Here is a 13,489-nt window from a genome sequence, read left to right as displayed (position 1 = left end):
GCCTCACTCCCGCGCGAGCAGGGCGACGGGCAGCGGGTCCAGCAGCTCGGCCAGGGCCACCGTGCCGGTGAAACCCGTGCGGCCGCTGAGCGTCTCGGTCCAGCTGCCCTCGGGGAGGGTGAGCGTGGCGTCGCGCCAGCCGCCGGAGCGGGCGAGACCGTGGGGGAGCCGGGTGACGACGGTGAGCGCGGCGTCGCCGCGCAGGAAGGCCAGGGCGTGCGGGCCGGGCGTCGGCCAGGGGGCGTAGCCGGCCTTCGGGTCGAGGTCGGCGCGCAGGCGCAGGGCCGTTCGGGTGAGCGAGGCCTTCTCGGCGGCGAGCCCGGTGGGGCCGCTCTCCTCGGGGAAGGCGACGACGCCGCGGTTGTCCGGGTCGACGAGCGTGTAGAGCGGAAACTCGCTGCCCTGGTAGAGGTCGGGCGCGCCCGGCATGGTCAGTTGGAGCAGTGCCGCGCCGAGGGTGTTGACGCGGGCGTGGGGGGCGATGCGGTCAGCGAAGGCGGTGATCCGCGCGGCCAGGGCCGGGTCGGCGGGTATGGAGAGCGCCAGGGCGCGGACCGCGTCCTCGTACGCCGGATCGGGGTCGGTCCAGGAGGTGTGGAGTTTGGCCTCGCGGACGGACTTGAGGGCGACGGCGGCCAGCCGTTCCCCGTCGATCGGCCAGGCGGCCAGCGCCGTCTGGAAGACCAGGTCCTCGGCGGCCCGGTCCTGCGGCAGGCCGCCGCCGGGTGCCAGCGCGGACCAGGCGTCGCGCTCGGCGAGCCACTCCTGCGGCAGCTCGGCCAGGACGGCGAGCCGGGCGCGCGCGTCCGCGCTGCGCTTGGTGTCGTGGGTGGAGAGCGCCGTCATGGTGGTGGGCCAGTCGCGGGCGATCCGGGCACAGTAGGCGTGGAACTCCTGCGGGCTGACGCCCGGGTGGGCCGGGTCGCCGCCGACCTCGTTGAGCGAGAGCAGCGGATGGTTGCGGTAGAAGGCGGTGTCCTCGACGCCCTTGGCGGCCACGGCCGCGCAGGTCTGGGAGAAGCGGGCGCGCAGCGAGGCGGGGGAGTCGGCGGCCAGCAGCAGCTGCTTGAGCAGCGCGGCGGTCCCCGCGTGGGGAGCGGGCAGCAGCCCCTCGTCGGGCTCGGCCCGCAGCGCGGCCACGTCGGCGTCCGGCAGCGGCTCACCGGGCACGGGGTAGGGCCGGTAGCGGGGGAAGCGGGCCAGCAGGCCCGCCACGGCGGCCCGGATCGCCCAGGCGGGGTGGTCGGTGCGGGCGAGGTCGTCGCCGCAGGCCGCCTGGACCTCCCGGACGAGCCGGGCGACCTCGGCGTCCAGCTCGCCCTGGGGGCGGACCAGCTCGCTGCGGCCGCGCAGCGCCGCGGCCACGGCGGTGGCCGCGGCCGGGCGCAGCCCGCGGACCACGCCGTCGCCGTCGGTGAGCACACCGTCGATCTGCCGCAGCGCGTCGTAGCCGGTGGTGCCGGCGCAGGGCCAGTCGTCGGGCAGGGTCTCCTGGCCGGTGAGGATCTTCTCGACGACGACGTGGGCGCCGCCGGTGGCCTCGCGCAGCCGGCGCAGATAGCCGCGCGGGTCGGCGAGACCGTCCGGGTGGTCCACCCGGAAGCCGTCCAGCACGCCCTCGGCGTACAGGCGCAGCAGCAGCGCGTGGGTGGCCTCGAAGACCTCGGGGCGCTCCACCCGGACCGCGATCAGCTCGTTGACGGTGAAGAAGCGGCGGTAGTTCAGCTCGGTGCCGCCCAGGCGCCACCAGGCCGGACGGTAGAACTGGCGGCGCAGCAGCTCCGGCAGCGGCAGGGTCTCCGTGCCCGGGCGCAGCGGGAAGGCGTGCGGGCCGTACCGCAGCACCGTCTCGTCCCCGTCCGGGCCCTCGTTCGCGGCCAGCCGGAAGCCGCCGTCGGCGAGCACCGCGCCGATCCGCTCGCCCAGGACGGGCAGCAGCACGCGGCCGTCCTGTGCCGCCCAGTCGATGTCGAACCAGGCCGCCGCAGGTGACTCCGGGCCCTCGCGCAGGGCCCGCCACAGGGTCCGGTTCAGGTGCAGCGGGGTGGGGGCGGCCATGTGGTTGGGCACGATGTCGGCGAGCAGCCCGAGATCGTGGGCCCGGGCCCGTTCGGCGAGGGCCCGTAGGCCCGCCTCGCCGCCGAGCTCGGCGCTGATCCGCTCGTGGTCCACCACGTCGTAGCCGTGCCGCGACCCCGGCACGGCCTGCAGCACCGGCGAGAGGTGCAGATGCGATACGCCCAGCCCGGCCAGATAGGGGACGGCCGCGGCGGCCTCCGCGAACCCGAAGCCGGGCTGGAGCTGCAGTCGGTAACTGGCCGTGGGGGCCCGTCGCTCTGCGTTTGTCATAGGTACACGCCTACCCCACCCGGCCGCGCCCCACGACCGGAACGGCCGGGAGGTTGCGGCCGCGTGCCCGGACGAACGCTCGGACGGACACTCAGACGGAGGGGCGCTGCATCACCATCATCGACCGGTCCACCAGGCGCACCGTCTCCCCGGCCCGCACCTTGGCGCCCGTGCCGGGGGAAATGGTCCACGGCAGCGAGGTGTCGACGATCACCTGCCACTCCTGCCCGTGGTTGACCGGCACGGTGAACTCCAGCGGCTGCGCGTCCGCGTTGAACAGCAGCAGGAACGAGTCGTCCTTGATCCGGCCGCCGCGCCGGTCCGGCTCGGAGATGGCGTTGCCGTTGAGGAACACCGTCAGTGACTTGGCGAAGGAGGCGCGCCAGTCCCGCGCCGTCATCTCCTGGCCCTCGTTGGTGAACCAGGCGATGTCGGTCAGCTCGTCGTGCGTGCCGGAGACCGGGCGGCCGTGGAAGAAGCGGCGTCGCCGGAAGACCGGGTGGTCGCGCCGGAGCCAGACCATGTGGCGGGTGAACTCCAGCAGTTGGCCGGCCGGGCTCTCCTCGTCCAGCAGCGGCCAGCGCACCCAGGAGACCTCGTTGTCCTGGCAGTAGGCGTTGTTGTTGCCGCCCTGGCTGCGGCCGAACTCGTCGCCATGACCCAGCATCGGCACGCCCTGGCTGAGCAGCAGCGTGGCCATGAAGTTGCGCTGCTGGCGGGCGCGCAGGCCGAGCACCGTCGGGTCGTCCGTGTCGCCCTCGACGCCGCAGTTCCAGGAGCGGTTGAAGGACTCGCCGTCGCGGTTGTCCTCGGCGTTGGCGGCGTTGTGCTTCTGGTTGTAGGAGACCAGATCTCGCAGGGTGAAGCCGTCGTGGCAGGTGACGAAGTTGATGCTGGCGATGGGCCGGCGGCCGTCGTCCTGGTAGAGGTCGGAGGAGCCCGTCAGCCGCGAGCCGAACTCGGCCAGCGTGGCGTTCTCGCCGCGCCACAGGTCCCGCACGGTGTCGCGGTAGCGGCCGTTCCACTCCGTCCACAGCGGAGGGAAGTTGCCGACCTGGTAGCCGCCCTCGCCCAGATCCCAGGGCTCGGCGATCAGCTTGGCCTGGGAGACCACCGGATCCTGCTGGACCAGGTCGAAGAAGGACGAGAGCCGGTCCACCTCGTGGAACTGACGCGCCAGCGTGGCCGCCAGGTCGAAGCGGAAGCCGTCGACGTGCATCTCGGTGACCCAGTAGCGCAGCGAATCCATGATCAGCTGCAGCACGTGTGGGCTGCGCATCAGCAGGCTGTTGCCCGTGCCGGTGGTGTCCTCGTAGTACCGGCGGTCCTCGGCGAGCCGGTAGTAGGAGGGGTTGTCCAGGCCGCGGAGGGCGAGCGTGGGGCCCAGGTGGTTGCCCTCGGCGGTGTGGTTGTAGACGACGTCGAGGATCACCTCGATGCCGGCCGCGTGCAGCGCCTTGACCATCGACTTGAACTCCTGGACCTGCTGGCCGCGGTCGCCGAGCGAGGAGTACGCCCCGTGCGGGGCGAAGAAGCCGATGGTGTTGTAGCCCCAGTAGTTGGACAGGCCCAGATCGGTGAGCCGGTGGTCGTCGACGAACTGGTGCACCGGCATCAGTTCCAGTGCGGTGACGCCGAGTTTGACCAGGTGTTCGACGACGGCCGGGTGCGCGATCCCGGCGTAGGTGCCCCGGATGTCCTCGGGGATACCCGGGTGCAGCCGCGTCAGGCCCTTGACATGGGCCTCGTAGATGACCGTGCGGTGGTAGTCGGTGCGCGGCGGACGGTCGTTGCCCCAGTCGAAGTAGGGGTTCACCACGACCGAGGCCATGGTGTGCGGGGCGGAGTCCAGGTCGTTGCGGCGCTCGGGCGCGCCGAAGTGGTAACCGTAGACGGACTCGTCCCAGTCGACCCGTCCGCTTATCGCCTTCGCGTACGGGTCCAGCAGCAGCTTGGCGCTGTTGCAGCGCAGGCCCCGGGCCGGGTCGTGCGGCCCGTGCACGCGGAAGCCGTAGCGCTGCCCCGGCTGCACGCCGGGCAGGTAGGCGTGCCGGACGAAGGCGTCCGTCTCACGCAGCTCCACCGAGGTCTCCGAGCCGTCCTCGGCGAGCAGGCACAGCTCGATCCGCTCCGCTGCCTCGGAGAAGACGGCGAAGTTCGTCCCGGCGCCGTCGTAGGTGGCGCCCAGGGGGTACGGCTGGCCCGGCCAGACTTGCATGGTCCTCAACCAATCCTGCTCGTCCGCCCGGCCCGTTCGACGGGGCCCTGACGGGGTGTTGCCCGGACCGACGGTGCGTCATGTCCGAGTGCATCGTGACCTAGCACACCGGTTCCCATGAAAGACTTGCCGGTTCTTCGCCCGAACGAGTGTCTGTTCGTTACCTGTACCCCGCGCGCGGGCCGACCTCACGGCCGCCGGGGCTCGAACTACTGCGCTGGATCAGGAATTGACGTTAGTCTTGATCGTCCCGGAGGTCCCGGACGGCCCGCATCCGGCTCTTCGGCGCGGTAGCGTGTGGGCCGATGCGTCGTGCGGGGCGGCTGCCGGGTGTTGCGGTTGAGGGACGGTGAACTGAAGGAATGGTGGTACCCGACGGGGGTGCCCCGGGGAGCGCGGCGCGGGGCGACGCCCCCACCGTGGTGGTCCGCACCGGCCCCAGCCGGACCGTTCCGAGTCAGTCCGGCCCGCTGGAACCCTCGCTCGCCTGGCCCGCCACAGCCTGGGAGGAAGCCAGGCTGCGGGTGGGCCGCGCCGGCCGCGCCTACGTCTGGCTGAACCTGGTCGAGCAGCGGCTGCGCTCCGTCGTGGCCGAGGTGCTGCGTCCTGTCTACGAGCCCGCCCACGGCGACGACTGGGTCATCGCCGCCGCCGGCCCCGCCGGCGAGGAGTGGGTGCAGCGGGCGGGCGCGGTGCGCGAGGTGAGCCGCCGCAAGGGCTATCTGCTCGACCCGGACGACGACGCACTCGTGGTCTTCCTCACACTGCCGCAGCTGCGCGAGCTGATGGTGCAGCACTGGCCGTGCTTCGAACCCTTCCTGGGCGACCGGCGGGAGACGGAGCTGGCGCTGGACGAGCTGGAGGTGGCCCGGCACGTCGTCTCCCGCAACCGCACCCTGACCGAGAACGTCCTCGCCCAGGCCGAGCGCGCCTCCGCACGGCTGTTGCTGCTGCTCGACGGGGCCGGGCGCGAGGCCGCGCTGGCGGCGGGTCAGCACGCGCTGCGCGCTCCCGTCGACGCCGTCGAGGAGCTGATCGGCGACCGCTACGCCGACGTGATCGGCGTGCACCCGGACCGGGTCCGGCTCCAGCGCTCGCTGCCCGTCGAGGACCTGCTCGCCGGCGCGCGCCGGCTCGACGCCGTCGGCATCGGGCTCAACCTGCTCTGCCAGAACTTCACCGGACGCCGGCTGGTGCAGCTCGCCGACGCGGGCTGCCGGGTCCGCCTGCTCTTCCTCAACCCCGCGAGCAGCGCGCTGCGCCGTAGAGAGCGCGAACTCGGGCTCGGACGCGGTGAGTTGGGCAAGCAGGTGGAGACGAACATCATGCACGTGCGCCGGGTCCGCTCCCGGCTGCGCGACGGCGGCGGCTTCGAGATCCGCGTCTACGACGAACTGCCGCGCGTCTCGGCCTATCTCGTGGACGGCGACGGCCCGGACGGCCTCGCGGTGGTCCAGCCCTACCTGCGCCGCTCGCGCGGCATGGAGTCCCCGGTAATGGTCCTGCGCCGCGGCTCCGCCGCGCCGCTGACCCCCGGCCGCCCGCCCGAGCCGGGCCTGTTCCAGGTCTACCAGGAGGAGTTCGAGGGCGTCTGGTCCGACTCCAGGCCGGTGTCCTGAGGAAAGTGGAACCTGCCCGTCGGCCTGTCAGTGCGGCACGCGATGATGGTGTCCACGGGACGAGAGGACGCGCTTGATGAGCTGGTTGCACGACATGCTGGTCGGTTTCGACCTGGAGACCACCGGTACCGAGCCGGCCGAGTCACGCATCGTCACGGCCGCGCTGGTGGAGGTCAAGGAGGGCGAGCCGGTCCGCCGCCGCGAGTGGCTGGCCGATCCCGGCGTCCCCATCCCGGCGGAGGCGACGGCCGTGCACGGCATCACGACCGCGCACGCGGTCGCCGAGGGCCGCCTGGCCGCGGACGTGGTCGCGGAGGTCGCGGCGGCGCTGGTCGCCTACTGGCGGGCCGGGATACCCGTGGTCGTCTACAACGCGCCGTTCGACCTCAGCCTGCTCGCCGCGGAGCTGCGGCGGCACGATCTGCCCTCGCTGGAGCGGCAGTTGGGCGGTGGCGCCGCGGCTGTCGTGGGCCCGGTGGTGGACCCGTTGGTGGTCGACCGCGCGGTGGACAAGTACCGCAAGGGCTCACGCTCGCTGGAGAACGCCTGCGCGGTCTACGGCGTCCGCCTCGACGACGCCCACGAGGCCGGCGCGGACGCGCTGGCCGCGGTCCGCGTCGCCCTGGCCCTCGGCGCGAAGTACCCCAGCGAGGTCGGCGAGCCGACGCCGCAGGCGTTGCACGATCGCCAGGTGGGCTGGCACGCGGCGTGGGCCTCCGGCCTCCAGGAGTGGCTCCGGAAGAAGAAGGACCCGGAGGCGGTCGTGGACGGCTCCTGGCCGGTGCGGTAGCCCCGAAGCGCGAGGCGCTGCGTGCCATGCCGCTCTCCCCCGGCCTGCGGCCGGGGGAGAGCGGCATGGGCAGAGCCCCGCGCCCCTAGGTGTCATGACCCGAAGTGCAAGCTCCTCGCTTGCCCGAGATCACGGTGCGGTGATGACCTGTCCGGCCCAGGACAGGCCGCCGCCGAAGGCGAAGAGGAGGACCGGGGAGCCGGAGGGGAGTTCCCGGGACTCGACGAGCTTGGAGAGGGCCAGCGGGACGGACGCGGCCGAGGTGTTGCCGGCGTCCACGACGTCGCGGGCGATCACGACGTCGTCCGGAAGGCCCAGGTGACGGGTGAGCGACTCGATGATGCGCAGGTTCGCCTGGTGGGTGACGACACCCCCGAGATCGGCGGGCGTCAGGCCCGCCCGGGCGCAGGCCTCGCGGGCCATCGCGGGGAGCTCGCTGGTGGCCCAGCGGAAGACGGACTGGCCCTCCTGGGCGAAGCGCGGCTGCCAGTCGCCCATCAGGCGGACCGCGTCGCCGCGGCTCGGGTCGGAGCCCCAGACGACGGGACCGATGCCGGCCTCGTCGTCCGTCGCGCTCAGGACGGCCGCGCCCGCGCCGTCGCCGAGCAGGATGCACGTGCTGCGGTCGGTCCAGTCCAACAGGTCGGACATCTTCTCCGCGCCGATCACGAGCGCGTGCTTCGCCGCGCCCGCACGCAGGGTGTGGTCGGCGGTGGAGAGCGCGGTGCAGAAGCCGGCGCAGCCGTTGTTGAGGTCGAAGCAGACCGCGTTCGGGATCCCCAGCCGCGCGGCGACCTGAGCCGCCGTCGAGGGGCAACGGTCCCGGTTGCTGCAGGTGGCGACGGTGATCAGGCCGATGTCGGACGGTTCCAGGCCGGAGCTCGCGAGTGCCTTGGCCGCCGCCTCGGCGGCCATGTCGGCGACGGTCTCCTCCTCGGCGGCGATGCGCCGGTTGGCGATGCCGGTCCGCTGCTTGATCCACTCGTCGTTCGTCTCGACGAGCTGCTCGAGGTCGTGGTTGGTCAGCACACGGGCGGGCTGGTAGTGGCCGAGCGAGGTGATGCGGGAACCGGGCACAGGTCTTCTCTCCACTCATCGGGATCGTGACTCGCCGGAATATAGCAACCGATCGTTCGGAAGCTAAGGGCGGGGCGGGCGCTCGGCGGGTGAGTAGCATGAACACTCATGAGTCCCAGGAAGTCCGTCGCCGAGACCCGCCTGACCCGGCGGCGCATCGTGGACCGCGGCTTGGAGATCGCCTCCATGGAGGGGCTGGAGGGCCTGACCATCGGCCGTCTGGCCGCCGATCTCGGGATGAGCAAGGCGGGAGTGATCGGTCACTTCGGCAGCAAGGAGACCCTGCAGCTGGCCGTGGTGGACGAGGCGGCCGACGTGTTCGTCCGCGAGGTGCAGGAGCGGGTGCCCGACGTGCCGGTCGGGCTGGTCCGGCTGCGGGAGATGTGCGAGGCGTGGGTTGCCTACCTGGAGCGGCACGTGCTTCCGGGCGGCTGCTTCTTCACGGCCGCCGCCACGGAGTTCGACGACCGCGGTGGGCCGGTGCGCGACGCGATCCGCGGGATGAGTGCCGTGTGGCAGCGGGATCTGCGCATCCAGGCGCGGATGGCCGTGCACGCGGGCGAGCTGCCCGCGGACACCGACGTCGGGCAGCTGGTCTACGACCTGGTCGGGGTCATGCTCGCGCTGAACCACTTCCTGCAGCTCGAAGGGGACTCCGTCGCTCCGGGCCGCGCCCGGCGCTCGCTGCGCCGGCTGCTCGCGGAGTGAGCCCCTCCGACCCGGAGGGGACCCGGGGGTGAATCTCCACCCTGAGCAGGAGACGGATCCACCCGGGGGACGAGGACCGGGGGTGGACCGGGCGGGCAGGATGATGGAGGCAGACCTGGAGCTGCCGAACGGGGAGATCAGCGGCCGGGCCCACGTGCGCGGATCTGACTTGCCGGTCGGCAAGTAAGTTCTTAGGATGCCCACATTGGAACGTATTCGCCGTCCGACCTGTCGGGTGGCCAGATCGCCCTGCCCACGACCTCACCCGGGGTGGCGGTGATCCATGCCGTGGAGGGGCAATCGACATGTTTCACCGGATCGGGCGGGTCGTCGTCCGACACCCGTTCTGGACACTGATCGCATGGATCGTGGCGGCGGTGGCCATCGCGGTCTCGGCGCCGACGCTGCAGTCGAACAGTGACGAGAGCAGCTTCCTGCCGAAGAGCTACGAGTCCATCCAGGCGATGGAGCTCCAGCAGTCGGCCTTCCCGCAGAAGTTCACCCCGGGCGCGGAGATCCTCTTCCAGCGCGCGGACGGGAAGCCCCTGACCGCGACGGACAAGGCCCAGGTCATGTCCATCAACAAGGAGCTCTCCGCCAAGACGGACATCCCGCTCAACAAGGGCGTCTACCCCGCGCCGTTCTCCAAGGACGGACTGTACGGCCTGGGGATGGTGAACCTCGGCCAGAACAGCTCGGACCAGACCAAGATGTCCGACGCCGCCAAGGCGATCCGCGCGGACGTGGCCGACCTGACCAAGGGCACCGACCTGACCGCCAAGGTCGGCGGTTCGGCCGCGCAGGTCCTGGACCAGGCCGACTCCAACAAGACCGGCCAGGCCATCATCGGGATGGGCACCTTCGTCATCATCATCCTGGCGATGCTGTTGATCTTCCGGTCGCCGCTGATGGCGATCCTGCCGATCGTGCTGATCGGCGTGGTGCTGATGGCCGCGAACGGCTTGATCGCCGACGTCACCAAGGCGCTCAACCTGTCCTACAACGCGTCGGTCTCCGGCATCCTGATCGTGGTGCTCTTCGGCGTCGGGACGGACTACATCCTCTTCCTGATGTTCCGTTACCGAGAACGACTGCGTGCCGGTGAGGACCACAAGGAGGCCATGATCAACGCGGTCGGTCGCGTCGGCGAGGCGATCGCCTCCGCCGCCGGCACCGTGATCATCGCCTTCCTCGCGCTGTGCCTGTCGTCCATCTCCTTCCTCAAGCAGATGGGCCCCTCGCTGGCCATCTCCGTCGGCGTCACCCTGCTCGCCGGTCTGACGCTGGTGCCCGCGATCTTCTCCTGGATCCCGCCGCGGGTGCTGTTCTGGCCGTCGAAGAAGTGGCAGATCGAGCCCGAGGGCTCGCGCTTCGCCGCGATGGGCAACACCGTCAAGCGCCGCCCGGCTCTGGTCGCCGTCGTCTCCGGTGTGCTGATGGTCGCGATCGCCCTGGTCGCCACCACCTACAAGGCGAGCTTCGACTTCGCCTCCGGCTCGATGCCGAAGACCGTGGAGTCGATGGTCGTCCAGGACACCATCACCAAGGCCTACAGTGCCGGCGCCGCCACCCCGACCGACGTCTTCGTGACCAGCTCCAGCCCGCTCGACAAGAGCGCGGTCGACGCCCTGGGCTCGAAGCTCGACATCTCCGGTGTGGCCAGCGTCGCCCCGGCCAAGTACAACGCGCAGGGCACCACGGCGGACATCAGCGTCGTCTTCAGCAACGACCCGTCGAGCAGCCAGGCTCTCGACACGGTGGCCAAGCTGCGCGACGTCGCCCACGCCAACGCGCCCAACGACACCAAGGTGCTCGTCGGCGGGATGAGCGCGATCTACGCGGACATCCAGAAGGCGATCAACCGCGACTACTCGGTGGTCTTCCCGGTCGCCGCGATCCTGATCATGCTGATCCTCGGCCTGATGCTGCGCAGCGTCGTCGCGCCGTGGTACCTGATGGCCTCGGTCGGGCTGGGCTTCGCCGCGACGCTCGGCGCGACGGTGCTGGTCTTCCAGCACCTGGCGCACCAGGCGGGCCTGATGTTCATGCTGCCGGTCTTCATCTACCTCTTCGTCGTCGCCATCGGGACGGACTACAACATCCTGATGATCTCCCGACTGCGCGAGGAGGCCCGTGAGGGCCGCGAGCCGCGCGACGCCGCGGCTCAGGCACTGCGTCACGCCGGTCCGACGGTCGCGGCGGCGGGGGCGATCCTCGCCGGCACCTTCGCCTCGATGATGCTGGCCGGGAACTCGCTCTTCGCGGAGATGGGCTTCTCCATCAGCATCGGCATCGTGATCGCCGCCTTCGTGATGGCGATGTTCTTCACCCCGTCGCTGACCGCGCTCGTCGGGCACGCCGCCTGGTGGCCGGGCCACGCCGACCGCCGCAAGGCGGAGGGCAGCCGCGTCGTCGCCTCCTCGGCGGGCAGCCGCTCCGAGGACGACGAACTGGACGCCAGCCGCCGCTGAGTCCGCGTCACACCGCAGGACCCGCGAGGGCCGCAGCCGATCCGGCTGCGGCCCTCCGCTGTCTTCCGTTGTTCGCCACTCAGCTCAGTGCGTGCCCATGTCGTGGGTGGAGCCGTCGGCCACGGCCTGGAGCTTGTCCGGGTTGGCGACGTTGTGGATCGTGGTGATCCGGCCGTCGGCGTCGAAGTCGAGGGTGACGGTCGCGATCACGCGGTCGGGCCCGCGGAAGACGATGCCAGGACCGCCGTTGAGCTCCACCAGTTCGGCCTTCATGTCGGCCGGCTCGACGCCCTGGTAGGTGACCGTGCCGATGGCCGCGAACCAGGAGGCCACCGTCGTCGCGCCGACGACCGGGCGCAGCGCCTGGCGGACCTTGCCGCCGCCGTCGGTCCACAGCGTGACGTCGGGGGAGAGCAGTTCCATCAGCGCGTTCATGTCCCCGCCGGTCGCGGCGGCGAAGAACCGCTCGGTGGCGGCGCGTTGCTGCGAGCGGTCCGCGGCGAAGCGGGGCCGGCGGGCCTGCACGTGCTCGCGGGCCCGGTGGCCGGCCTGCCGCACCGCGGCCTCCGAACGTTCCACCATCTCCGCGATCTCGCCGTAGCTGAAGGCGAAGACCTCCTTCAGCACGAACACCGCGCGCTCCAGCGGGCTGAGCGTCTCCAGCACCACCAGCAGGGCCATCGACACCGACTCGGCGTCGGTGACCGCCTCGGTGGTGTCCGGGCCGGTCAGGATCGGTTCCGGCAGCCACGGGCCCACATAGGTCTCCCGCTTGTGGCGGGCCGAACGCAGGCGCTCCAGCGCCTCGTTGGAGACGATGCGGGTCAGATAGGCCTTGGGGTCCGCCACCTGGGAGCGGTCCGCGGCGGACCACTTGAGCCAGGCGTCCTGGACCGCGTCCTCGGCGTCGGCGGCCGAGCCGAGCAGGCGGTAGGCGACGGAGAAGAGCAGCCGCCGGTGCCGGTCGAAGACCTGCTGGTCGGGGTGGGCGGAGGACAGGTCGGTCACTTGGCGCTCCGGATGCGGGTGAAGCGACCGCCGTGCGGCCAGAACGCGCCCGAGGCGGGCATCTTCTTCATGCGGCTGTAGGTCGGCCAGGGCGAGGCGGTCACCGTCTCCTTGTACCGGACGGCCAGCCCCCCGGTCAGGCAGATCCGCCGAGGGCTGTCGTCGGGCCTGGTGAACTGCACCACCGCGTCGCCCCGGCCCAGGCTCACCGGCGTGTGGTAGTAGCCGAAGCGGAACGGCTTGGGCTGCTTGCCGCGCAGCGTCCGGTCGATCGACAGCGCGGCGTGCACGCCGGTCGGCATGCCGCCCTGGCAGGTGCCGTGCATGACGCCGTAGCCCTGGCGGATCGCCGCCGCGTCGCCGATCGCGTAGACGTTCGGGTGCGAGACCGAGCGCAGCGCCTGGTCGGTGACGATGCGTCCGTGGGCGTCGACCTCCAGCCCGGCGGCGGCCGGCAGCGGCGAGACCCGGGTGCCGCTGGTCCACAGCACCGCGTCGGCGTCGAGGGTCTCCCCGTCCGCCAGCTCGACCGCGTCCGGCAGCACCTTGACCACCTCGACGCCGGCGCGCACCCGTACGCCCAGCCGGTCGAGCGCGCCGCGCAGGTAGGCGCGCGCCCTCGGGTTCATGTTCGCGCCCGGCTCCTGCCGGCCCAGCAGCACGACCCGCAACTCCGGGTACCGTTCCGCGATCTCGGCGGCCGACTCGACGCCGGTCAGGCCGCTGCCGGCGACCACGACGGTGCCCGTGGTCAGGCGGGCCAGCCTCTCGGCCAGCAGCTGCGCGTCCTGGACGCCGCTCAGCGTGTACGCATGGTCCTCGGCGCCCGGGACGGCGGTGGTGTCGGCGACCCCGCCGAGGCCGTAGACCAGTGTGTCGTAGGGGAGTTCGCGGTCGTCGTCGATCCGGACCGCCTTCGTCTCCGCGTCGATCGCGGTGACCCAGCCGCGGACGAAGCGCACGCCGGTGCCCGTCAGCAGCTCCGGGATGTCGAGCGCGGCGACCTCCTGGCCCGTCGCCGTCATGTGCAGCCGCAGCCGTTCGGTGAACCGCTCCTGCGCGTTGACCAGGGTGACCTGCACGTCCTGGCGTCCCTTGACCCGCCCGGCGAGCTGGACGGCCGCGGCCAGTCCGGCGTAGCCGGATCCCAGGATCACGACGCGGTGCCGGGTATCAGTCTGCTTGGCGTTCAACGTTCTGTCCTCTCGCTCGCTTGCTGACACCCACCAGATGGGAGCAGGCGGCCGAG

The 13,489-nt window shown here is 71.8% G+C and carries 9 protein-coding genes; 4 read left to right on the top strand and 5 right to left on the bottom strand.

What is annotated here, in order from left to right; translation table 11 throughout:
- Positions 1–3: 3 nt before the first annotated feature.
- Together treY and glgX are read right to left on the bottom strand one after the other, a co-directional pair.
- Positions 4–2,349 (bottom strand): malto-oligosyltrehalose synthase, encoded by a 2,346-nt coding sequence (gene treY, locus DN069_RS16530; protein WP_111501765.1) that lies wholly within the window; start codon positions 2,347–2,349, stop codon positions 4–6.
- Between the two features lie 91 nt (positions 2,350–2,440).
- Complete coding sequence (gene glgX, locus DN069_RS16525) at positions 2,441–4,567, bottom strand: glycogen debranching protein GlgX (protein WP_111501764.1); 2,127 nt, start codon at positions 4,565–4,567, stop codon at positions 2,441–2,443.
- Positions 4,568–4,929: 362 nt separating this feature from the next.
- Between glgX and DN069_RS16520 the strand changes: the two genes are divergently transcribed.
- Both DN069_RS16520 and DN069_RS16515 read left to right on the top strand, forming a co-directional pair.
- Positions 4,930–6,186, top strand: coding sequence for an SAV2148 family HEPN domain-containing protein (locus DN069_RS16520; protein WP_165845519.1), 1,257 nt, complete (start codon positions 4,930–4,932; stop codon positions 6,184–6,186).
- A 76-nt stretch (positions 6,187–6,262) separates the two neighbouring features.
- Positions 6,263–6,976 carry an exonuclease domain-containing protein gene (locus DN069_RS16515; RefSeq protein WP_111501763.1) on the top strand — a complete coding sequence of 238 codons (714 nt, stop codon included), beginning with the start codon at positions 6,263–6,265 and terminating at the stop codon, positions 6,974–6,976.
- A 129-nt stretch (positions 6,977–7,105) separates the two neighbouring features.
- Here DN069_RS16515 and DN069_RS16510 read toward each other — a convergent pair whose 3' ends face one another.
- The gene (locus DN069_RS16510) at positions 7,106–8,053 is read right to left on the bottom strand and encodes a beta-ketoacyl-ACP synthase III (protein WP_111501762.1); all 948 of its coding nucleotides are present in this window, start codon (positions 8,051–8,053) and stop codon (positions 7,106–7,108) included.
- A gap of 108 nt (positions 8,054–8,161) precedes the next feature.
- Here DN069_RS16510 and DN069_RS16505 point away from each other — a divergent pair, with 108 nt between their 5' ends.
- Both DN069_RS16505 and DN069_RS16500 read left to right on the top strand, forming a co-directional pair.
- Positions 8,162–8,761, top strand: coding sequence for a TetR/AcrR family transcriptional regulator (locus DN069_RS16505; RefSeq protein ID WP_111501761.1), 600 nt, complete (start codon positions 8,162–8,164; stop codon positions 8,759–8,761).
- A gap of 305 nt (positions 8,762–9,066) precedes the next feature.
- Entirely contained in the window at positions 9,067–11,232 is a 2,166-nt protein-coding gene (locus DN069_RS16500; protein WP_111501760.1) for an MMPL family transporter, read from the top strand.
- An 84-nt stretch (positions 11,233–11,316) separates the two neighbouring features.
- Here DN069_RS16500 and DN069_RS16495 read toward each other — a convergent pair whose 3' ends face one another.
- The gene (locus DN069_RS16495) at positions 11,317–12,240 is read right to left on the bottom strand and encodes an RNA polymerase sigma-70 factor (protein WP_111501759.1); all 924 of its coding nucleotides are present in this window, start codon (positions 12,238–12,240) and stop codon (positions 11,317–11,319) included.
- Complete coding sequence (locus DN069_RS16490) at positions 12,237–13,433, bottom strand: NAD(P)/FAD-dependent oxidoreductase (RefSeq protein ID WP_111501758.1); 1,197 nt, start codon at positions 13,431–13,433, stop codon at positions 12,237–12,239. Before DN069_RS16490 ends, DN069_RS16495 begins: the two co-directional genes overlap by 4 nt.
- Positions 13,434–13,489 lie beyond the last annotated feature (56 nt).

The sequence above is a fragment of the Streptacidiphilus pinicola genome (assembly GCF_003258295.1).
Classification (GTDB): domain Bacteria; phylum Actinomycetota; class Actinomycetes; order Streptomycetales; family Streptomycetaceae; genus Streptacidiphilus; species Streptacidiphilus pinicola.
This window is presented reverse-complemented; position numbering and strand designations above follow the sequence as displayed.

Bases quoted from the DNA above. Each gene is read 5' to 3' on its own strand.
- treY (WP_111501765.1), bottom strand. From the start codon at position 2,349: ATGACAAACGCAGAGCGACGGGCCCCCACGGCCAGTTACCGACTGCAG.
- glgX (WP_111501764.1), bottom strand. From the start codon at position 4,567: ATGCAAGTCTGGCCGGGCCAGCCGTACCCCCTGGGCGCCACCTACGAC.
- DN069_RS16520 (WP_165845519.1), top strand. From the start codon at position 4,930: ATGGTGGTACCCGACGGGGGTGCCCCGGGGAGCGCGGCGCGGGGCGAC.
- DN069_RS16515 (WP_111501763.1), top strand. From the start codon at position 6,263: ATGAGCTGGTTGCACGACATGCTGGTCGGTTTCGACCTGGAGACCACC.
- DN069_RS16505 (WP_111501761.1), top strand. From the start codon at position 8,162: ATGAGTCCCAGGAAGTCCGTCGCCGAGACCCGCCTGACCCGGCGGCGC.
- DN069_RS16500 (WP_111501760.1), top strand. From the start codon at position 9,067: ATGTTTCACCGGATCGGGCGGGTCGTCGTCCGACACCCGTTCTGGACA.